Genomic DNA, 21,275 nt, shown 5'->3' on the forward strand with positions numbered 1-21,275 from the left:
TTCGGCACCGGCTCCCTCTCCGTTGCGCCCGGGAGGGAGCCGGTGCCCCCCTCAGCTGATGTAGTTGAGCAGCGACAGCTTCTGGCGCTGGCCGGCGACCGTGTAGGCGGCCTCCAGGGCATTCATGGAGGTGCGCAGGCGGGCCGCCACCTCGGTCTCGTCGATGCCTTCGATGCCGGCGATGCGCTCGACCACCGTGGCCGACGCGGTGGTGTGGGCGGTCTTCTTCTCCTCCAGCGTGGCGAGGTCGGAGGCCACCTTGGAGTGCACCGACCGCACCTCGTCCTTGGCCTGGGCCATCAGCTCCCGCGACTTGGTGATGTATTCCTCGTACTTGCCGGGGTTGGACGCGGCGACGTGGGCCATGCGGAAGGCGGAGACCAGCTTCTGGAAGGCGCGGTCGTCGCTGGTGACGCCGTAGGTCAGCGTCTGGCCGTCGTCGATGGTGACCGCGGCCTTGTCCCACGCCTTGCTGTTCTTCCGGTTCGACATGTATTCCGAATCGTAGAAGGGCAGGTCCGGCGGGTCCACATAGGGCAGGTCGGTCAGCGCGTCGGCCTGCGACGGCAGGGTGGCGACCGAGATGGTGTTGTCGATCTGGCCGTTGACCGCCCGCACCGCGGTGGAGAACTGCTGGATGCGCGACGGATGGTTGGGGTCCATCGTGCTGTTGCTGGTCAACTGGATGGTCGATCCATTGCCGGCGGGGTCGATGGTCACCGGCGGCACCGGGCTGGTCTTGCTGAATTCGGCGCGCAGCATGTCGGCCACCTTCGACACGTCGGTGACGCCGTTGTTGAAGTCCTTCTCGGTGACCGTGTAGCGGACCGTGTATTGCTGGTACGGCGGCAAATCCTCCGGCTCGTCCGGATGGTCCGCATAGTATTTCCGGTTGAAGGGGTCGTCCGGGTCGCCGACGGTGACGTTGATCTCGTAGGTGTCGCCGATGTCCACGCCGTCGCCGGTCAGGGCGAAGCTGTCGATCTGCTTCAGCCCGGTGCCGGCGGGCGCCGGCAGGGTGGCCGCCTGGGTGGTGGTCGGCGCCGTCATCGAATTGTCGATGCTCATCGAGTTCTGGACGCGCGCCGTCACGTCGAACTTCCCGCTCTGGTCCTCGCTGATCAGCGAGATGACCCCGTTGGCGGCGGAGGCGATGATCGGCAGCTTCGGGTTGGCCGACTGGATCAGGCTGTTCAGCGTGCTGGCGACGAAGGTGACGGTCTTCGGATCGCCCAGCTGGACCTGATAGCCGAAGGGCTTGCCGTTGATCGACACCTCGAAGTAGTCGTCCGTGTTGACCATCGACCCGTTCAGCGTCACGCGGGTGGATTGCGGCTGGGCCAGCAGGTCGCCGACCGGCTCGGTGCCGTAGCGCGAGCCGGAGAACAGATAGCGGTCGCCGAACTGTTCGTTCAGGAGCTGCTGGATGTCGCGCAGCGCGCCCTCGACCCGGTCGCGCATGTCGTTGGCCTGCGGCCAGCTCACGTTGAAGGTGCTGCTCGACGCCGCGGTGAGCTGGTCGAAGCTGAGGTTCAGCACCGCGCCCCCGCCGGGGCCGCCGTCGATCTTGAAGTTGTAGCCGCCGCCGTCGCTGGGGGGCACGGTCTTCAGATTGATGGTGCGGGTGGTCTTGCCGCCCAGCCCGTCGGTGACCGTCACGTCGAACGAGCCGTTGACCCCGTCCTTCGACGGGGTGGAGGTGACGGTGTAGCGGGCGTTCTGCGTGAAGGTGGACTTGTCGCCGTTGACCGTCAGCTTCAGCGCGTCGGGGTTGCTGTTGAAGGCGGAGGTGACGGTGGCCGGGCCCGGCTGGAACGGCATCAGGTTGCTGCTCTGCCAGTCCGTGGCGATCTTTTCCAGGCTGTTCAGCACCGTGTCGGTCGCCTTCACGCGCGGCGACGCGGTGTTGATGTTCTGGACGTAGGCCTCGCGCTGGACCAGCTCGGCCCGCAGCGCCAGCAGCTTCTGCGTCTCGGCGCCGTAGGCGTTGAGGTCGGTGGACTTCTTGCCGGTGGTCAATTGCTCCGAGAGCGTGTCCACCTTGTTCTGGCCGTTGGTCAGGTTGCGAACCAAGCCAAGATACTTGGCGTAGCTGCTGACTTGGGTGATGGAGCTCATCGGACGATCGCCTCCAGCGCGTCAAACATCGTATTGGCCACTTGCATGACCCGTGCCGACGCGGCGTAGGAGGTCTGGAGCTGCTGCAGATTGGCGATTTCCTCGTCGATGTTGACGCCGGTCGTCGCGTGGTAGCGTTCCTCCAGGATCTGGCGGGAGTCCTTGTCCAACGAGGACTTGTCCATCGCGGTCTTGGCCGCGGCCATCCAGCCGCCGGTGATGTTGCTGCTGATCGAGCTGAAGGACGCGCCCTCCAGCTTCAGCCCGTCGGCCTGGAAGCTGCGGCCGGTGGCGCTGAGCGCCGTCACCACGTCCTTGACGGCCGCGCTCTTCAGCTTCTTCGTGTTGTTCAGCAGGTTCTCGTTCACGTGGATGGTGAAGCGGTCGTTGCCCATGAAGAACTGCGTGCCCTCCTCGCCCGGCACCGTCTTGGCCTGGTCGTAGGCGTCGCGGAAGCTGGTGGGCTCGCCGGGCTTGGTCGGGCTGGTGAACATCTGCGCGTAGGAGTCGAGCTGCGAGCGCAGCTTGCGGATCACCTCGGTGGTCGGGTCGGCGCTGGCCGGCTGCGGCGGCGTGGAGGTCGAGCCGTCGGCGCGCAGGTTCATCAGCGCGGCGACCTTGCCCTCCTTCAGGTGCTGGTTGACGTTGGTGACTTGATTGCCCACCGTCAGGTTGATATTGCCGCCCTCGTAGGAAAGATTTGCCGCCTGGCTGTCGACCAGGGCCAGCCCCGTGGGGGTGAAGACGGCGACGCGGCCGTCCGGGCGGGTCATCGTGCGCACGCCGACGTAGGTGCTCAGCTCGCGGATCAGGCCGTCGCGCTTGTCGGCCACCTCGTTGCCGGCCGAGCCGTAGCCCTGCAGCGACACGATGTTGTTGTTGATGCTGTTGATTTCCTTGAGCAGCCGGTTGACCTCGCCGACCGACTGGCTGAGGTCGCCCTGGATCTCGCGGTCCATGTCCTCCACGCCCTGGGACACGCGATTGATCTCGCGCGCGAAGGTGTCGGCGGCCTGGACGAGCTGGTACTGCGCGACCTCGCTTTCCGGGGACGTTTCCACCGCCTTCCAGGCGGTCTGGAAGGCTTCGGCGTACTGGTTCAGCTGCGGCTTGCCGCTGGTCGTGCGCAGCAGGTCGCCCAACTGCTGCATGTAGGAGGATTTGGTGGACGAGGAGCCCTCGCGCGCGGTCAGGTCCTGCACCTGGCTGAGCAGGGCGGAATCGACCTCGCGGCGGTACTGGGAGGTGAGGACGAACCCGTTGGAATCCAGCACGTTCGACACGGTGTGCCGGGTGCGGGTGGGGTCGTCGGCGCGGGCGACGTTGTCCGAGACCAGCTTCACCTGGGCCTGGACCGCACGGAGGCTGGCCGTCGCGCTGCCGAGGGCGCCGAAGAGGGACATGGTCGTTGGACCTTTCGTCTGCGGGATAGGCCGGGCTGGGCGCGGATCGGGCGCCCGCCCGCGTGGTCAGGACCGCGCTTAGCGCTTCAGGCCGAGGACTTCCTGGAGCATCTCGTCGGAGGTCGTGACGATCTTGGTGTTGGCGGAGTAGGTGCGCTGGGTGACGATCAGCTTGGTGAACTCGTCCGCGATGTCCACGTTGGAGGATTCCACGCTGTTCGCGACCACCGCGCCGGCCCCGTTGGTGTCGGGGTCGTTGAAGTTCGGCCGGCCGCCGTCGTCCGTCTCAATGTAGACGCCGCCCGCCTCGCGCTGCAGGGCGTTGGGGTTGTTGAAGGTGACCACGGGAATGCGCCCGATGGTGCGGCTGCGGCCGTTGTCGTAGTTCACGATCACGTCGCCGTTGTCGCCGTAGACCACCTCCTTGTACTGGCCGCGCGAGGCGCCGTCCTGGACCAGCTCGCGCACGTTGATCTCGCTGCCGGCGAACTGGGTGACGCCGCCCGACTTGCCGATCTGGCCGAGATTCAGCGTGATCTGCTGCGGGCCGAAGCCGTAATCCACCGTGAAGGTCACGTTGGCGTCCGCCCCCAGCCCCTGGTTGGCGGAGGTCACCGCCGTGCCGGTGCCGACCTTGGCCGTGCTGACGCTGGTGATGGTGCCGACGTTGCCGGGATCGGTGCCGAAATTCAGCAGGACGTGCGCGGGGGTGGTGCCGGCCTGGGCGCTGACGTCCAGCCTGAACTTGTTGTCCGGGTCGCCGGTCGCCGTTTTGGCGACGAGCTTCAGCACGCTGCCCTCGGCGCTGGCGGTCACCGGCAGGGAGGTGTTCTTGTTCACCAGATTGGCGAGGCTGGCCGCGATGGTTTCCATCGAGGTTTCCTCACCCGTTGTCTTGTAAGTGATGGGGGTATCGCTGATGGTCACCGTGTACTCGGCGCCCTTGTCGCCCGGTGTGCCGGTCAGCGTCACCGATTCCGACTGGCGTACACCCGCTACGTTGGAGGTGGTGGTGGAGGCGGTCAGAGTGCCGGCGCTGCCGGTGGCGTTCTGGATGCTCGCTTTAGCTTCGAACTTGCCGGTCGTCGAGGTGTTGTGGGTGAGGGTTAGCCGGCCGCCGGTCGAGGTGGCGACGACGTTCAGGTTGGCGGCGTTGACGCGGTTGGCCAGTTCCTGCAGGACGCCGTTGATGTCCTGGAAGTTGCCGTAGTTGGATTTGTCCACCGTCACCGAGATCGGCGTGCCGTCGACCGAGACCGTGTAGACGTCGCCGATGTCGATCTGTGTCTGCGGATAGGAGAATTCCTGGCGCTGGCCGCGCGAGTCCGTCGGCGCACTGATTGTCGGGCCGTTCACCTGGTTGTTGGAGGCCGTGCCGTTGGAGAATTCCTGGTCGATCTTGAAGGCCGTGCCAGGGTTGCGGGCAGTGAGCTGCAGTTGCGAGTTCTCGACGGACGCGATGACTGGCGCCTGCGGCCGAGCCGAGTTGATCTGGGCGGCCAGCGCGTTGGCGATGCCGCCGTAGGTCCCCATGGTCAGGATGTTGTCGCCGGTGACCGACACCGTATAAGGAACGCCGTCCACCCGCACGGTGTAGCTGTCACCCACCCGCACATTGTCGGTGCCGGTGATGTCCAGATAGTTGGCGCCGACATTCAGCGTCGTGCCGTCCGTGGTGCCGGTCAGCACCAGATTACCCGCAGGGTTCTTCGAAGCGTTAACTGCCAATCCGGCGAGGTTGATCTTCGCAACCAGATCATCCACGACGCCATTCATATCCTTCAGCGTGTTGATGTTTGCGTAGGAGATGGTGGTCTTGAACTCCTGGCCCAGCACATTGACGACATACTGATCCGGCACCTTCAAGGTTGCGGCTGTCGGGAACTCAACCTGGGTAATCTCGGGTTGGGTGGCGTTGGCAGTCTGGACGGTGCCTGGTGTCAACACGTTGTAGGCCACCGGTGTAGAAGCGGTGATGCTGTTCTTGCGGCTATCGGCGTTGGTAACGCCATAGCTGGTCGTGAAGGTCTGGGTTGTGGCCGTACCATCCAGCACGAGCTGGTTAGCCGTGCCGGCCGGAACCGTGGCGGTGCCGATCATGGCGTTGATGCCCAGAGGCGGAACCGCGGCGTTGATCTGACTGGCCAGATTGGCAACCACCCCGTTGATGTTCCCCAGCGTGCCGATGTTGGCCGAGGTGACGCGCGTCTTGAATTCCTTGCCCGCCACGGTGATGCGGAACTCGTCGCCCACGTCGATGGCTGCTGCGGTGGAGAAGGTGAAGGTGCTGCGCTGGTCGCCGCTCACCGAGCCGGTCGTGGTGGTTGTGGGACCGTTGATGGTGGTGTTTTGCGGCGTGGTGTTGCTGAAGGTCCCGGAGAGCTGCACCGGCGTGGGTGTTGCTCCTGTCGTTTTGACGATGATTTTACGACCGTCGTTGGGGTCCAGCTCGGCCTGATAGGGGCCAGAAGGCAGCGCATTGATTTGATCCATCAAGGCGGCTGCGACATCTTGGTAGCTTGAAAAGTTCGCAATGGTCGCGGTGGTCAGCGGACCGACCGATACGGTGGTGCCGTTGATAGTCAAGCCGTAGGTATCGCCGACCCGGATGTTGTCCTGCGACGTGCCGTCCGGATAGTAATTGGTGCGACCACCGATGGTGACCGACGAGGGCGGAATGGTGGTCGTGCCGTCGACCCGCACCTGGCTGACCTGGGCCACCGGGGTCACGCCGGACACTTGGCTGCCCGCCGCCATGTTGGCGGCGCCGCCGGCGAAGGAGCCGGCGACCGGCTGCATCGAGCTTCCCGGCGCGTCGATGCCCAGGCGCCACGCGTTGGCGGCGTCCTGGCGCCAGTTGAACTGGATGGTCCGGGCGTTGCCCTGAGTGTCGTAGACCTGGATGCTGGAGGACGGGATCGGCACGCCCGGCGTCGGGGTGGCCGGCAGGTTGGCGCCCAGCGTGATGCTGTTGGTCGACTGCGGCTTGTCGGTCAGGGTGTTGACCTGGAGCGGCTGCACCACGTCCTTCTTCAACTGGCCGGTCACGTCGTCGACGATCCAGCCGTTCAGCGCGAAGCCGGCGCTGTTCACCAGATAGCGGTTCTTGTCCAGCTCGAAGTCTCCGACGCGGGTGTAATAGACGTTGTCGGCGTTCAGCGTGCCGGTCTGGGTCTGCACCGTCTCGCCCTGCTGGCCGGGGCCGGTCAGGCCGCGGCTGAGCTTGGACACGCTGAAGAAGCCCTGGCCCTGGATGGCGGCGTTGGTCGGGCTCTGCACCTGGGTCAGGTTGCCCTGGATGTTGTTCATGAAGACCGGCGCCGCCGTCACGCCGCCCGGAGCGTGCAACCGCTCGTTGGACTGGAGCACCAGCGTCTCGAAGGCCGTGTTGACCCGCTTGTAGCCGACCGTCGAGGCGTTGGCGATGTTGTCAGAGATGTGACCGAGGGCCTTCGACTGCGCGCTCAGGCCGAGGACGGCGGTGGTCATCGAACCGAAGATGCTCATGGCCAGGGATCTCCACGCGGAAAGGGCATAAACCGTTGCCATTCGGGTAAGCAAGGACGATGCCAACTGCGCGGCCGTTGTTAGGTCTTTGTTTTGTAATGAAAATCCTGACGAAAGGCCGCGCCGGCCCCGTTTTTGCCGCGCGCTGGGAAAAATTGGCCTAGCAGCCCTTGCGGTGCAGGGAAGAAAGCTCCCGTCGCTCCGTCCGTCCTCCGGTATGACCAAAGGACAGGGCGTGGCCGGACGGGGGCTGCGCTAGAACGGGGGAGGGGAAACGGGATGCGCGCCGGCGGAGGAGCCGCCGGGGGGGAGGCCGCCTTGGACCGCGTGGAGCAATGTCTGATACCGCTGCTGGGGGCGGCCCTGCTGGGGCACGCGCTGAGCAGCGCGCCGCTCCGCTTCGATCCGCCGGACCCGCGGCCCTTCGACGTGGCCGCCTTCAACGCGTCCCTGCCGGGGATGGAGTTGCCGGCGCTGCCGGCCGCGGCGCCGCGTTCCGGCTGGAGCGGAAACGATCCTTACGACTGCTTCTGCGGCGCCAACTGAGCCGCGGCGAACCGTTCCAGCTCCTGGGCGACGGCGTGCAGGACGCTGTCCCAGTCGCCGGGCCTGGGCTGGCGGAACAGGCGCAGCGACGGGTACCAGGGGCTGTCCGCGCGGTCGAGCAGCCAGCGCCAGTCCGGCGCGTAGGGCAGCAGCAGCCACGCCGGCAGGCCGAGCGCGCCGGCCAGATGGATGGTCGCCGTGTCCACCGCGATGACGAGGTCGAGATTCGCCAGGATGGCCGCGCTGTCGGCGAAGTCGCGGACGCCGACCATCAGGTCGGGCAGGGCGGCGGGTCGGGCCGCCGTCGCGTCGCCGGTCTGCAGGCTGAACAGGCGCGCGCCCGGCGTGTCGAGCAGCGGGGCCAGCCGCTCGGCGGGGATGGAGCGGTTGCGGTCGTTGCGGTGGTTCGGGTTGCCCGCCCAGACGAGGCCGACACGCGGCCCCGACCCTGACCCCGTGTCAATGTCGGCGATCCGGCGGCCCCAGCGCGCCACCTCGTCGGCCTCGGCCGAGAGGTAGGCGGGAGGGGCGGGGATGCTCGCCAGATCGGTGCCGAAGGCGCGCGGCAGGCTCATCAGCGGGCAGTGAAGGTCGTGCGGCGCCGGGGCGGGGCCGCGCACCAGCACCTGGATCTCCGGCCCCAGCGAGCGCAGCAGACGGAATTGCAGCGGGTGCACGTCCAGGATCACCCGGCCGCCGGCGCGGGCGACCAGCGGGGCGTAGCGAGCGAACTGGATGGTGTCGCCGAAGCCCTGTTCGGCGTGCAGCAGGATGCGCCGGCCGTCCAGCGGCTCCCCGGCCCAGGGCGGGGCCGGCAGGCGGCGCGGGCGCCACTCGAACTCCTCCCATCCGGCGCGCAGGTCGCCCCGCACCAGCCGGCCGACGGCGCGCGCCAGATGCGCTTCGGCGTGGTTGGGCCTTGTGGCCAGCAGGGCGTCCAGGCAGGCGTCGGACTCCGCGAAGCGTTGCGCGTCGCGCAGCACGACGCCGCGGTTGAGCGCGGTTTCCGGATGGCCGGGGCGCAGCCGTTCGGCACGCTCCAGCCACGCCAGCGCGGCCGGATAATCGGCCAGGGCGTGGCGCACCGAACCCAGATTGGTCAGGGCGTCGGCCAAGGCCGGGTCGAGCGCCAGGGCGCGGGTCAGCGCGGCGTCGGCCCGCTCCGCGTCGCCGAGCGTGCGCAGGACGCCGCCGAGGTTCGCCCAGGGCGCCGCCGCGTCTGGGCGGAGCCGCAGCGAGCGGGCGATCAGCGTTCCCGCCGCGGCCTGGGCGCCGCGCTGGGCTTCCGCCACGCCGAGCAGGTGCAGCGCGTCGGGCTGCGCCGGATCCACCGCCAGCACGACGCGGTAGTCCTGCGCCGCCTCGGCGAGGCGCCCGGCCATGTGGTGGTTGACGGCGGCGTCGAGAACGTCCAGGAGTGTCGCCATGCCCGTTGTCTACACCGGGGCCGTGTCGAAGGCGAGCCCCCGGACCTTCCCGGAACGAGGATTCCCATGGACGACCGTCTGCCGACTCACCTCTGGGTGATGGCGCACATCCGCGCCGCCGATGCCGAGGGCGTCACCATGATGGTTCTGCGCAAGGGCGACCCCAGCCGCGGCACGGTCATCCTGAAACTGAACCGGCTGGACCGGACCTTCAGCGTGCTGGTCCAGGTGCGCGACGAGGAACGGCTGCGCTGGTCGCGCGGCACCGGCGCCGAACCGGTGGACGAGGCGACGGCGGACGCCTACATCGCCCGCCAGACCCGCTACGACCCCGACGTCTGGGTGATCGAGGTCGAGGACCGCAAGGGGCGCCACTGGTTCGAGGGCGAGGTGCGCTGACCCGGCTCCTCGGAACGGCGCCGGATCACACCAATTCCGCCTTGCCCACCGTCGCCCCCGCCGTTGGCGTGACGCGCGGGAAGCGCAGGGTGAAGCGGGTGCCCTCGCCGGGGATGCTCTGCACCGTGATGGTGCCGCGCAGCGTGCCGGTGACGAGGTTGTAGACGATGTGCAGCCCCAGCCCGCTGCCGCCGCTGCCGCGGCGGGTGGTGAAGAAGGGGTCGAAGATCTTCGGCAGGATGTCCGACGGGATGCCCAGCCCGTCGTCGGTCACCGTCAGCTCCACCTGATCCTGCGGCAGCAGGCGGGCGGCGATGGTCAGCCGGCCGGGATGATGCGGCGTGAAGGCGTGGGTCAGGGCGTTGAGGACGAGGTTGGTCAGGATCTGAGACAGGGCGCCGGGGTAGCCGTCCAGCTCCAGCTCGTCGGGGCTGTCGACGGCGATGTCGAGACCGGCCACGTCCTTGTAGACCGGGCGCAGGCTGCGCAGCAGTTCGCCGATGTAGGTCCTCAGCTCGAACCGGCGGCGCTCGTCGCTCGACTGGTCCACCGCGACCATCTTGAAGCTCTGCACCAGATCGGCGGCGCGCATGCTGTTGGACAGGATCAGCCGGGCCATCTCGCCACCGTCGGCCAGGAAGCGCTGGAACTCCGACTTCTTGATGGCCCCGGCGGCGAGCTGGCGGGCCAGCTCCTCGAACTGCAGGGCGAGCTGCGAGGCGCCGGTGATGGTGATGCCGATCGGCGTGTTGACCTCGTGCGCAACCCCGGCGACGAGCTGGCCGAGCGAGGCCATCTTCTCCGCCTGGATCAGGCTGGCCTGGGTCTCCTTCAGCTCGCGCAGCGCCTGTTCGGCCGCGTCGCGCGACCGGCGCAGCGCCGCCTCCGCCTCGACCTCGCGGGTCACGTCCACGACGATGGACTGGACGGCGGTCTCCCCCTTCCAGTCGATACGGCGGCTGGTCAGCTCGATCCAGCGCTCCGACCCGTCGAGCCGCCGGGCGCGCAGGCGCCGCCGCTCGCTGGGCAGGCCGGTGGCGACGATGTGCCGGTAGTTGTCCTCGACCAGCGGCCGGCTGTCCTCGGCGATGAAATCGAGCACCGAGCGCACCCGCAGCGCGCGGTCCAGGCTGCTGCCCAGAATCTGCAGGAAGGCGTCGTTGGCGTAGAGCGGGCGGAAATCGCGGTGGATGATGATGCCCTGGATGGAGCCCTCGACGAGGTCGCGGAAGCGCCGCTCGTTGTCGGCCAGATCCATCTGGCGCCGGTCGATCTCGTCGATGAAGTAGCGGATGGAGGCGGCGATGTCGGTGATCTCGTCGTTGCCCTCCACCGGCACCGTCGCGTCGCTTCCCGACAGGCGCGCCAGCACCGCGCCGTTCAGCGCGACCAGCCGCGAGGTCAGGAAGCGCCGGAAGAACAGATGGACCAGGATGGCCAGCAGGATGGAGGCGCCGCCCAGCACCATCACGAGGCGCGAGCGCTCCTGGATCATCGCCGCCAGATCGCCGGTGCGGTCGGTGGACTGGTCGTGGATGGCGTCGAACAGGGCCAGCGTGAAGCGGTCCACCGTCTCGACCAGGACGCGCGACTGGCCGGACAGCGCCTGGGCGCGGTTGCGCGCCTGCAGCCGCTCGGCGGAGCTGTCGAACAGCCCGCCCGGCGCCACCAGGATCGCGGCGAGGTCGGCCCGGATGCGCTCCATCGCCGACCCCTCCGGCTCGGGCGTGGCGGCGGCCAGCCGGCCCAGCTCGGCCAGCGTGTTCTCGGCGTTGCGGCGCTCCACCCGGAGCCGGTTCAGATGGTCGGTCTGCATGGCCCCGGCGGCCCGCGCCATCAGCGCGCCCGCCCGAACCGCCCAGGCGCCCAGCATCCCGCCGCCGCCCGGCCCCGCCGTGGCCGGGCCGGTGCCGGGCTCCGCTCCCGGCAGCCGCTCCAGCGCGTCGGCGAGCTGGGCCAGCGCGCGGATCGCGTCCGCCTGACGGGCGCCGGCCTCGATCTGCCGCCCGACCTCGGCGTTGAGGTCGGCCACCGTCGCCGCCAGGATCAGCAGGGTGGACTGGGCCTGTTCCAGAAGCCGCAGCTCGTCGCTTTCGCCATCGCTGCCCGGCTCCCCCTGCTGGTGGAGGTCGCGCATGCGCTCCACCAGCTTCCTCAGGAACTCCAGTTCGCTGATGAGTTCGTCGTAGATGGCCCGGCGCTGCGGGGTGGTGGCCGCGCCGGCCAGGACGGGCAGGCGGGCGACCAGCTTCTGGAGCGAGCCGCGCAGCTCCGCGCTGGTGATGACCTTCGGCAGGGTGGTGGTGGACAGAACCGACACCTCCCCGCGGAAGAGCTGGAAGGAGGACAGCGACACGAGGCCGACCAGCAGGACCAGCATGGTCATGATGGTCAGGCCGATGGAGATGCGCAGCACGATGCCGGCGCGCGCGCGCCGCCGGCGCAGGGGCGCTGTGGCGCCGCTGCGGTCGGTGGGCGGCGGCGTGGCCGACTTGGGGGTGCTCGCGTCCATTCCGCGGCTACCGCTGGACCGTCAGGCGGCCGTCGAGCCGCGGTGCGAAGCCGCCGGTGCGGGCGATCCGGCTGGCCAGGATGGTCGAGACGAAATCGGCGTCCCGGTCGTCGACCAGACGCGGGGCGGTGGACAGCATCGCGTAGCCGTCGCCGCCGTTGGCGAGGTAGCTGCCGGTGGCCAGCCGGAAGCGGGCCGCCGGCTCGACCGGCTTGCCGCCCACCGTCAGCGCCACCACGCGCTGGCCGGGCGGGCGCGACGCGTCGACGGTGATGCGGGCGTTGGACAGGTGCGGGAAGCGGCCCTGCAACTGCTCGATTCCCGAAAAGCCGAACTCCAGCGCGTCGCGGAGCTGCTGCCCGGTGACCTCAATCAGGACGGCGGTGTCGTGGAAGGGGAATTCGGTCTGGATGTCCCGGCGCGTCCACACCGTGCCCGCCGCGTAGGCGCGGTCGCCGCGGAAGGAGCCGCCGTTGATCAGCGCCACGTCGGCCTCCATCGCCTCGCGCAGCGAATCGGCGACGGTGTTGGCGAAGGCGTTCTCGCTGGCGCGCACCGCTTCGCGCCGCGTGTCGATGGGCGCGTCCAGCCGGCCCACCTGCATGCCCAGCATGCTGTCCAGCCGCGCGCGGTAGGCCTTGGCCTGCGTGTCCAGCGCCGGGTCGGGGGGCAGGGTGGCGGTGTCGATGGCGCGCACGCCGCTGCTCCACACGGTGCGCGCGGCGCCGCCCTTGGTCACCGTCTCGGCGGTGATGTCCAGGGCGAGCACCCAGGCGGCCTGCGGCTCGACCGTCGCGTTCAGCGTCTTGCCGTCGTAATCCACGGCGATCACCCGCCCGCGGTCCTGGTAGAGCACGATGTCGGCGGCGCCGGAGGCGATCACCTCGCGGTGGGTGCCGCCGGAATCGCCGGTCAGCGCGACGACCAGATCGGCCCCAGCGCTGCGCAGTTCCTTCGCCTTCTGGGCCAGGACCGGTCCCGGCGGCAGGAAGGCGGTGCGCGGCGAGCGGGTGATCTCCCCAGTCCGCGCCGGCGCCGCGGCCAGCACCCCGACGCGCACCGGCCCGGCGTTGAGCACCGCCCGGTCCTCCAGCCCGTCCAGCGGCTTGCCGGTCTGGCGGTCCACCGCGTTGGAGACGACCATGGGGAAGCTCGCCTCGAAGGCGCGGGTCATCAGCACGTCGTCGCCGTGATGGAATTCCCGGTTCAGCGCCGCCATGGCGTCGATGCCGACCCCGTTCAGCAGGTCGATGACGTGCGCGCCCTGGTCGTAGAAGGACAGGACGGAGGGGGCGAGCGCCTGCCCGCCGTGCAGGACGAGCACGGTTCCGCCCGCCGCCCGTTCCTGCCGGACCAGCGTGGCGAGCCGGGCGATGCCGCCGCGCCCCTGGACGTCCTCCAGCTCGGTCGTGCTGTGGGCGTAGAGGATGGTGAAGCGGGTGGTGTCCGCCCAGGCGGATCCGCCGGCCGTTGTCCCATAAGCCAGAATCCCGAGAACCAGCGCGACCACCGGGCGCAGCCAGACGCCCCTGCCGAATCCCATGCCGTCGTTCCCCATCCAGCGCCCGCAAGGCGGTCACGACCGCAGGCCGCACCCCCGGTTCCGCACCCCCCGGTTCCGCGCCGGATTATGCGCGTTCGCACGCCGGTGGTGAAGCTGTACCGAGGATGACAAATCGCCCCGCTTCACCGCCGGGCGGCACCCGGGCGCCAGGGCGGACCGGAAATGCCATAAGCCCACAGTATTTACAGGGAATTGTCGGCCTATGCGGATGCTGCACCGCACCCATTCCGGATTGGTAATACCAGTTCGAAAGGGGTGCCCCTATTCTCCGCCAGCCCATTCTCGGGGCGTTTCCTCCCTAGACTCAAGGCCGGAGCGGTTGCTCCGGCCTTTTTTTCGTCCGCGATGGGCTGGGATTGCGGACGGGCAAGGGTCGGGTATCCTTCGGCCCATGACCGCCCTGCCGCCGCCGGAATCGCTCGATATCGCCCTCAGCCGGACCGCGAAGGTTCCGCTGTCCACGCAGATCTACGCCGCCTTGCGCGACAGCATCCGCGACGGCCGGCTGGCCGAGGGGGCGCGATTGCCGTCCTGGCGGGATTTGGCCGCGCAACTCGGCGTTTCCCGCGGGACGGTGCGCAACGCCTATGAGCGGCTGATCGACGAACAACTCGCGGTCGGCCTGGGCGCCGCGGGAACCCGCGTGGCCGAGGGGACCATGACGGCACCGCCCTCCGGCGGACGGCCGGTCCGGGCCCCGTCCATCCTGGAGCTGTTCTCCAGTTTCGAGCGGCCGCCGCTGCCCTTCCAGATGGGCGTGCCGGCGCAGGACGCCTTTCCCTTCACCCTGTGGTCGCGGATCGTCGGGCGGGCGGCGCGGGCCGCCGCCGCGGCTCCGGTCGGCTATCCCGATCCTCGTGGCCATGCGGATTTGCGGCGCGAGGTCGCCGCCGTGCTGGCCATTGCCCGTGGCATCCGCTGCGGTCCCGAGCAGATCTTCATCACGGCCGGCTATTCCGGTGCGCTCGGTCTGGCGATTCGGGCCTTGCGGCTGGACGGCGCCACCGCCTGGATGGAGGAGCCCGGCTTTCCCCTGACCCGCCGCGCGCTTGACCTTGCCGGCATGACCGTGATGCCCGTGCCGGTGGACAGCGGCGGGATCGATGTGGAGGCCGGACTCGCCCGCGCGCCGGCGGCGGGTCTGGCCGTGGTGACTCCCGGCCAGCAAGCGCCGCTCGGCGTGACCATGACCTTGCCGCGCCGTCTCGCCCTGCTGGACTGGGCGGCGCGGACCGGGGCGTGGATCGTCGAGGACGACTATCTCAGCGAACTGCAGTTGAAGGGCCGGGCCGCTCCGGCGCTGGCTTCCCTTGATCGGGATGGGCGGGTGCTGCACGCCGGCACCTTCAGCAAGACGATCAGCCCGGCGCTGCGGCTCGGCTTCCTGATGGTGCCGCCGGATCTGGCTGGTCTCTTCGGCGAGGCCGCCGCCTGCCTGTCCCCCGCTCCAGCGGCGGCGATGCAGCGGGCGGTGGCCGACTTCATGGTGGGCGGGCATTATTTCCGGCATCTGCGCCGGATGAAGCGGCTCTACGCCGCCCGCCAGCAGACCCTCCTGGCGGCGCTGCGCGACGCCGCTGGTGCGGAGTCGCCGATGGCGGTGGAGGCGTCGGGAAGCCTGTCGGTTCGCCTGCTGCTGCCGCCCGGCAGCCAAGACGTCGCCATCGCCGCGGCGGCACGCGCGGATGGCCTCGCTCCGGTGCCGCTGTCGCCCTGGTACGCCGACGGGCTGGAGGCCGCGCGGCCCCGGGGCCTCCTGCTGGGCATCACCAATTTCCAGGAACGGCGCCTGTCCGAGGATTGCCGCCGGTTGATCGACTTGGTGAAGCGGCACGGCTGACCCTGCCAGAACGCGTTCAACGGGCGGCGGCGGGAACCGTGCGGAAGCTGATGGCGAGGCGGTTGTAGAGGTTCATCAGGCCGATGGCGATCGTCAGGTCGGCCACCTCCTTCTCGGAGAACTGGGCGGACACCGCCTGGAACTCCGAATCCGGGACGGCGGTCTCGGCCACCCGCGTCACCGTCTCCGCCCAGCGCAGCGCGGCGCGCTCGCGGTCGGTGAACAGCGTTTCGGCCTCATGCCAGACCGGCACCAGCACCAGCTTGTCGATGGTGACGCCGTTCTTCAGAAGATCGCGGCTGTGCAGGTCGATGCAATAGGCGCAGCCGTTGATCTGCGACACCCGCAGGTACACAAGGTCGATCAGCGTGACCGGAAGCCCGCACTGGCCGATGTAGCCGTGCGCGCCGGCGAAGGCCTTCATGCCGGCGGGGGTGGTGGCGTGGTAGTCGAGACGCGGGGACATGGCGGTTGGTCCTCAATGGGAATGCGGGAGGTGCCCGGCTGCCGCGGATCCTGCACCGCCCGCCGGTCAGCCGTAAGGACCAAGACGTGACGGAAATCCTGCACCATCTTCCGCAAGGGGACCCGTCAGGCGCCCGACAGCTCCCGGCGGAAGGCGCGGTCCATCATGGCGGCCACCCGCTCCAGCCTGTCCCGGTCCGCGCCGTCGCGGGCCGCCGCCGACATCCCCATCATCGCGACCACCACCAGATCGGCCAGCGCGTCGGCGCGATCCGGCGCTTCGGTGGCGATGAAGTCGCGGACCGCCGCGCAACCCTCGCGCTTGGCCGCGTCGGCCAGGGCCTGCGCCTCCGGGTCGGCGCTGTTGCGCGCGCCATCGAGCACGAGGCACCCCGCCGTCCCATTTTGGCCGGGATAGAGCGCCGCGGCGAGCGCCAGCGTCCGTGCGATCACCGTCGCCACATCGCCGCCCTCCGCCAGAGCCCTGGCGAAGATGTTCGCCTCGCCCGCCGCGTAGCGCCGCAGCGCCCGCTCGAACAGCCCGGCCTTGCTGCCGAAGGCGGCGTAGAAGCTCGGCGGCTTGATGCCCAGCTCGGCGCCCAGCTCGGCCACGCCGACCGCGTCGTAGCCGCGGGCGTGGAACAGCCGCATCGCCGTCTCCACCGCCTCGTCCACGTCGAAGGAACGCCGCCGTCCACGCGGCTCCGATTTTTTTGTAGCGACCACTATAAAAAATCCTTGCGCGATGCTCTGGAGTGATTTTATATAGCGGTCACTACATTAATTCAAGGAACCGATCATGAGCGACTTCGCGGGCAAGAACATCCTGGTGCTGGGCGGCAGCCGGGGCATCGGCAAGGCCATCGTCCAGCGCTTCGCGGCGGGCGGCGGGCAGGTCGCCTTCACCTACGCCGGCTCGGCGGAGGCCGCCGCGGCGCTGGCCGCCGAGACCGGGTCGGAGGCGATCCGCACCGACAGCGCCGACCGCGACGCGGTGATCGCCACGGTGGCGGGGCGGGGCGCGCTGGATGTGCTGGTCGTCAACGCCGGGGTCGCCATGATCGGCGATCCGCTGACCTTCGACCCCGACGAGGTTGACCGCATGATCGACATCAACGTGCGCGGGCCCTACCACGCCGCGGTCGAGGCGGCGCGCCACATGACCGGGCCGGGGCGCATCATCGTCATCGGGTCGGTCAACGGCGACCGGATGCCCTTCGCGGGCGGTGCCGCCTACGCGCTCACCAAGGCGGCGGTCCAGGGCATGGTGCGCGGTCTGGCGCGCGATTTCGGGGACCGCGGGATCACCGTCAACGCCATCCAGCCGGGGCCGACCCACAGCGACATGAATCCGGCCGACGGCCCGATGGCCGCCGCCATGCACGGCTTCATGGCGATCAAGCGCCACGCCCACGCCAGCGAGGTCGCCGAACTGACCGCCTTCGTCGCCGGTCCGCACGGCGCGATGATCACCGGCTCGTTCCAGACCATCGACGGCGGCTTCGGGGCCTGACGGCCGCCGGTTACGTCGTTTCGCCCCAGCGGTCGCGGAAGACGAGGTCCTCAAGGGGAAGCCGGCTGCGCCAGCCGGCTTTCTCCAGTTCCGGCGTCTCGTGGAAATGGGAGACGTAGCCAAGGCAGAGATAGGCGACCGGGACGATCCGCTCCGGGATGCCCAGCGCCTCGCGCAGCTTGTCCTCGTGCAGGATGCTGACCCAGCCGACGCCCAGCCCTTCCGCACGGGCGGCCAGCCAGAGATTCTGCACCGCACAGACGCAGGAGTAGAGGTCCATGGTCGGGATGTGCGTCCGCCCCAGCACCACCGGGCCGGAGCGTTCCCGGTCGCAGGTGATGCACAGGTTGACCGGCGCCTCGCGGATGCCTTCCAGCTTCAGGCGGCTGTAGAGCGCCTTGCGCTCCCCGGTGAAGAGGGCAGCGGCCTCCTCGTTGGCCTGGGAGAAGTCGGCGTGAACCCGCGCCTTCACCGCGGGGTCCTGGACGATGATGAAGTTCCACGGCTGCATGAAGCCGACCGACGGCGCGTGGTGCGCGGCGGTCAGCACGCGGGTCAGCACCTCCTCCGGCACCGGGTCGGGGGCGAACTGCCCGCGCACGTCGCGGCGCGAGAAGATCGCCTTGTAGAGCGCGTCCCGCTCCTCCGGTGCGAAGGCGTGGTCGTTCATGGCGTTTCCCGATCGGGGTCCGCCGCGATGACGTGGAAGAAGGAGGCGAAGACGCTGCCGCGCCGCCCGCCGAGCGGGCCGAGGTCCGACCCGTCCGCCGCCGTCGCGGTGACCAGCGGCTCGTCGGCCCCGCGGTCGAGGATCGAGGCGTAATGGAACTCGTGCCCACGCAGCGCGGTGCCCGCCCGGCCCAGCGGCGTGTCGCCGAGCAGGACGGCGCGGCGGTATCCCAGATGCAGCTTGCGCTTGGCGAAGGAGGTCCGCACTCCGAGCAGCCCGAGCATCGGGTGGGTGGTCCCCGCCGCGTCCTCCAGCGACTCGCCGAGCGTCATGTAGCCGCCGCACTCGCCATAGACCGGGCGCCCGAGCGCGGCGACGCGGTGCATGCCGTCGCGGAAGCGTCCGGCGGCGGCGAGTTGCCCGGCGTGCAGTTCCGGATAGCCGCCGGGCAGATAGACGGCGTCCGCGTCGTCGGGCGGCGCCTCGTCGGCCAGGGGCGAGAAGTGGGTCACCTCGGCGCCCGCCGCGCGCCAGCCCTCCAGCAGATGCGGGTAGACGAAGGTGAAGGCGGCGTCGCGCGCGATGGCGATGCGCTGGCCCAGCGGCGGCAGGGCGGGTGCGAAGCTCCCCTCCGGCGCGCAGGAAGCAGTGGCGAGTGCCGCCACCCGGTCGAGGTCGACGTGCTGCGCGATGAAGCGTCCCAGCGCCGCCAGACGCTCCTGAAGGTCCGCCGTCTCCTCCGCCTGGATCAGGCCGAGATGGCGTTCGGGCAGGATCACGTCGGGGGTGCGGGGCAGCGAACCGAGGACGGGGATGCCCAGCGCCTCGATGGCGCCGCCGGCCAAGGCGAGGTGGCGCGGGCTGGCGATGTTGTTCAGGATCACCCCGCCGATCCGCACATCGTCGCGGTAGGTGGCGAAGCCCTTGACCAGGGCGGCGGCGGACTGCGACTGGCCCTTGGCGTTGACCACCAGGATCACCGGCCAGCCGGTGCGCGCGGCCAGCTCCGACGTGGCGCCGGTGCCGGTCGCCCCGACGCCCGCCACCCCGTCGAACAGGCCCATCAGCGCCTCGCAGACCAGCAGGTCGGTGCCGTCCCCGGCACGGCGGGCCAGCGAGTCCAGCAGGTCCGGCCCCATCGCCCAGTTGTCGAGGTTGACGCTGGGCCGCCCGGTCGCCGCCTGATGGAAGGCCGGGTCGATGTAGTCCGGCCCCGCCTTCACCGCACCGACGCGCAGGCCGCGCGCCTTCAGGGCGACCAGCAGCCCCAGCGTGACGGTGGTCTTGCCGGTGCCCGACGCCGGCGCCCCGACGATCAGTCCGCGCGGTGCAGCTTCAGACATGGCGGCCTCAGCCATGGGGACCCTCCTTGGGCAGCCAGTCGAGCACGGGGCGCAGCCGCACCACCTCGCCGATCACGATGATGGCCGGGGGCTCCATCCCGCTCGCCTCCAGGTCGGCGACGCAGGTGCCGAGTGTGGTGACCAGCACGCGCTGCCGCTCGGTCGTCGCGTCGGTCACCACGCCGACCGGCGTGTCGGCGGACCGCCCGCCCTCCATCAGCGCGGCGGCGATGCCGGGCAGGCCCTTCCAGGCCATGTAGAGGATCAGCGGCGCGCCCGTCGCGGCCAGCGCCTTCCAGTCCGGCCCGCCCGCGCAGGAATGGCCGGTCGCCAGGATCACCGCCTGGTTGGCCGTGCGGTGGGTGGCCGGGATACCGGCGTAGGCGGGGCCGGCGATGCCCGCCGTGATGCCGGGGATGATGCGGAAGGGGATGCCCCGCTCGGCCAGCGCCTGCGCCTCCTCGCCGCCGCGCCCGAACACGAAGGGGTCGCCGCCCTTCAGCCGCAGCACGCGGTGCCCTTCACGCGCCAGCTCGATCAGGCGGTTGGTGATGTCGTCTTGATGGGCGGAGGGCTTTCCGCCGCGCTTGCCCGCGAACTCCAGCCTTGCCGAGGGCGCCGCCAGCGCCATGATCCGTTCACCGACCAGCGCGTCGTGGACGATCACGTCGGCTTGCCTTAGACCTTGCAGGGCCAGCAGGGTCAGCAGGCCGGGATCGCCGGGACCGGCCCCCGCCAGCCACACGCTGCCGGGCCGGAAGTCGGCCAGGTCCAGAGGAAGAGAGAGGGAGTCGGGCGACGGCTCTGCGGTCATGGACGAGCACTCAGCGACGGAAAACGGTGTGGACGGCGGCGAGGGGAACGGCGACGGAAGCGGCGACGGCAAGGCGCTGCGGCGGGGCTGGACGACGGGCGCCTGCGCCACCGCCGCCACGCGGGCGGCCTGCGGGGCGCTGTTCTCCGGCGACTTCCCCGATCCGGTGACGGTAACCCTGCCCGGTGGCCAGACGCCAGCCTTCGCGCTCGCCTGGACGGAGCGCGGCGAGGGCTGGGCGGCGGCGGGCGTGGTCAAGGACGCCGGCGACGACCCGGATGTCACCCACGGCGCGTTGATCCGCGCCCGCGTCAGCCGCGCCAAACCCGGCCAGGGCGTGGTCTTCCGCGCGGGCGAGGGGGTGGGCACGGTGACCCGACCCGGCCTGCCGGTTCCGGTCGGCGAGCCGGCCATCAACCCGGTGCCCCGCGCCATGATCCGCCAAGCGGTCGCGGAGGCCGCGGCGCTGGCCGGGGAGGCCCCCGACGTCGTCGTCGAAGTGTCGGTGGAGAATGGGGAGGCGCTGGCCCGCCGCACCATGAACCCGCGTCTGGGCATCCTCGGCGGCCTGTCGATCCTTGGGACGACGGGAATCGTCGTGCCCTATTCCTGCGCGGCCTGGATCGCCTCGATCCAGCGCGGCGTCGATGTGGCGCGGGCGGCCGGGCTGGGCCACGTCGCGGCCTGCACCGGCGACACCTCGGAAAAGGCGGTCGTCGCGCGCTACGGCCTGCCCGAGCACGCGCTGCTCGACATGGGTGACTTCGCGGGGGGCACGCTGAAGTACCTGCGCCGCCACCCGATCCCGCGCCTGACCCTGTGCGGCGGCTTCGCCAAGTTCGGGAAGCTGGCGCGCGGCCTGCTCGATCTGCATTCCAAGCGCGGCAGCGTCGATCTCGACTGGCTGGCCGACCGCATGGCCGAGCTGGGAGCCGCTCCCGACACCGTGGCCGAGGCCCGCGCCGCCAACACCGCCGCGCAGGTCCTGAGCATCGCCGGGGGCGCCGGCCTGCCGCTGGCCGACCGCGTGGCGGCGCTGGCGCAACGCACGGCGCTGGAGACGCTGGACGGCGCCCCCGTGTCGGTCGAGGTGCTGGTCACCGACCGCCAGGGCACCATCGTCGGCGGTTCCGGCTGGGCGGGACCTTAATCCC

General features: G+C 70.0%; 16 protein-coding genes. 5 read left to right on the forward strand and 11 right to left on the reverse strand.

The window, feature by feature from the left end; genetic code table 11:
- Window positions 1-51: 51 nt before the first annotated feature.
- The 3 genes from FBZ83_RS27710 to FBZ83_RS27720 form a co-directional block, all read right to left on the reverse strand.
- Entirely contained in the window at window positions 52-2,118 is a 2,067-nt protein-coding gene (locus FBZ83_RS27710; RefSeq protein WP_145690008.1) for a hypothetical protein, read from the reverse strand.
- A complete protein-coding gene (flgK, locus tag FBZ83_RS27715) occupies window positions 2,115-3,521 on the reverse strand; it encodes a flagellar hook-associated protein FlgK (RefSeq protein ID WP_145690009.1) in 1,407 nt (468 codons plus the stop codon). The genes FBZ83_RS27710 and flgK overlap by 4 nt, the downstream gene beginning before the upstream one ends.
- Before the next feature lie 78 nt (window positions 3,522-3,599).
- On the reverse strand, window positions 3,600-7,028 hold the full coding sequence (locus FBZ83_RS27720) for a flagellar hook-basal body complex protein (protein ID WP_145690010.1): 3,429 nt from the start codon (window positions 7,026-7,028) through the stop codon (window positions 3,600-3,602).
- 279 nt (window positions 7,029-7,307) lie between these two features.
- On the opposite strand from FBZ83_RS27720, the gene FBZ83_RS27725 reads away from it, so the two are divergent.
- Entirely contained in the window at window positions 7,308-7,574 is a 267-nt protein-coding gene (locus tag FBZ83_RS27725; protein WP_247888505.1) for a hypothetical protein, read from the forward strand.
- Here FBZ83_RS27725 and FBZ83_RS27730 read toward each other — a convergent pair.
- Complete coding sequence (locus FBZ83_RS27730) at window positions 7,547-9,001, reverse strand: tetratricopeptide repeat protein (protein WP_145690011.1); 1,455 nt, start codon at window positions 8,999-9,001, stop codon at window positions 7,547-7,549. The two genes, FBZ83_RS27725 and FBZ83_RS27730, sit on opposite strands and share 28 nt — an antisense overlap.
- Before the next feature lie 66 nt (window positions 9,002-9,067).
- Between FBZ83_RS27730 and FBZ83_RS27735 the strand changes: the two genes are divergently transcribed.
- Entirely contained in the window at window positions 9,068-9,400 is a 333-nt protein-coding gene (locus tag FBZ83_RS27735; RefSeq protein ID WP_014197577.1) for a DUF1491 family protein, read from the forward strand.
- Window positions 9,401-9,425: 25 nt separating this feature from the next.
- Here FBZ83_RS27735 and FBZ83_RS27740 read toward each other — a convergent pair whose 3' ends face one another.
- Together FBZ83_RS27740 and FBZ83_RS27745 are read right to left on the reverse strand one after the other, a co-directional pair.
- Complete coding sequence (locus FBZ83_RS27740) at window positions 9,426-11,912, reverse strand: ATP-binding protein (protein ID WP_145690012.1); 2,487 nt, start codon at window positions 11,910-11,912, stop codon at window positions 9,426-9,428.
- A 7-nt stretch (window positions 11,913-11,919) separates the two neighbouring features.
- Window positions 11,920-13,455 (reverse strand): bifunctional metallophosphatase/5'-nucleotidase, encoded by a 1,536-nt coding sequence (locus tag FBZ83_RS27745; protein WP_145690013.1) that lies wholly within the window; start codon window positions 13,453-13,455, stop codon window positions 11,920-11,922.
- Window positions 13,456-13,867: 412 nt separating this feature from the next.
- On the opposite strand from FBZ83_RS27745, the gene FBZ83_RS27750 reads away from it, so the two are divergent.
- A complete protein-coding gene (locus FBZ83_RS27750) occupies window positions 13,868-15,316 on the forward strand; it encodes a PLP-dependent aminotransferase family protein (RefSeq protein ID WP_145690014.1) in 1,449 nt (482 codons plus the stop codon).
- 16 nt (window positions 15,317-15,332) lie between these two features.
- Here FBZ83_RS27750 and FBZ83_RS27755 read toward each other — a convergent pair whose 3' ends face one another.
- Together FBZ83_RS27755 and FBZ83_RS27760 are read right to left on the reverse strand one after the other, a co-directional pair.
- Window positions 15,333-15,782, reverse strand: a complete 450-nt coding sequence (locus tag FBZ83_RS27755; protein ID WP_145690015.1) for a carboxymuconolactone decarboxylase family protein — start codon at window positions 15,780-15,782, stop codon at window positions 15,333-15,335.
- 125 nt (window positions 15,783-15,907) lie between these two features.
- Entirely contained in the window at window positions 15,908-16,507 is a 600-nt protein-coding gene (locus tag FBZ83_RS27760; RefSeq protein WP_247888506.1) for a TetR/AcrR family transcriptional regulator, read from the reverse strand.
- 73 nt (window positions 16,508-16,580) lie between these two features.
- Between FBZ83_RS27760 and bdcA the strand changes: the two genes are divergently transcribed.
- Window positions 16,581-17,294, forward strand: coding sequence for an SDR family oxidoreductase (bdcA, locus tag FBZ83_RS27765; RefSeq protein ID WP_145690016.1), 714 nt, complete (start codon window positions 16,581-16,583; stop codon window positions 17,292-17,294).
- 10 nt (window positions 17,295-17,304) lie between these two features.
- Here bdcA and bluB read toward each other — a convergent pair whose 3' ends face one another.
- Genes bluB through cobA form a run of 3 tightly spaced genes read right to left on the reverse strand, consistent with a single transcriptional unit; the run spans window position 17,305 to window position 20,121 of the window.
- Complete coding sequence (gene bluB / locus FBZ83_RS27770; protein ID WP_145690017.1) at window positions 17,305-17,964, reverse strand: 5,6-dimethylbenzimidazole synthase; 660 nt, start codon at window positions 17,962-17,964, stop codon at window positions 17,305-17,307.
- Window positions 17,961-19,322 (reverse strand): cobyrinate a,c-diamide synthase, encoded by a 1,362-nt coding sequence (locus FBZ83_RS27775; protein ID WP_247888507.1) that lies wholly within the window; start codon window positions 19,320-19,322, stop codon window positions 17,961-17,963. Before FBZ83_RS27775 ends, bluB begins: the two co-directional genes overlap by 4 nt.
- The gene (gene cobA / locus FBZ83_RS27780; RefSeq protein ID WP_145690018.1) at window positions 19,315-20,121 is read right to left on the reverse strand and encodes a uroporphyrinogen-III C-methyltransferase; all 807 of its coding nucleotides are present in this window, start codon (window positions 20,119-20,121) and stop codon (window positions 19,315-19,317) included. The genes FBZ83_RS27775 and cobA overlap by 8 nt, the downstream gene beginning before the upstream one ends.
- Between cobA and FBZ83_RS27785 the strand changes: the two genes are divergently transcribed.
- Complete coding sequence (locus tag FBZ83_RS27785; protein ID WP_211101707.1) at window positions 20,120-21,271, forward strand: cobalt-precorrin-5B (C(1))-methyltransferase; 1,152 nt, start codon at window positions 20,120-20,122, stop codon at window positions 21,269-21,271. The genes cobA and FBZ83_RS27785 overlap by 2 nt on opposite strands.
- The last annotated feature ends 4 nt before the right edge of the window (window positions 21,272-21,275 follow it).

Origin of the sequence: Azospirillum brasilense (genome assembly GCF_007827815.1) — a bacterium.
GTDB classification, from domain to species: Bacteria; Pseudomonadota; Alphaproteobacteria; order Azospirillales; family Azospirillaceae; genus Azospirillum; species Azospirillum brasilense_C.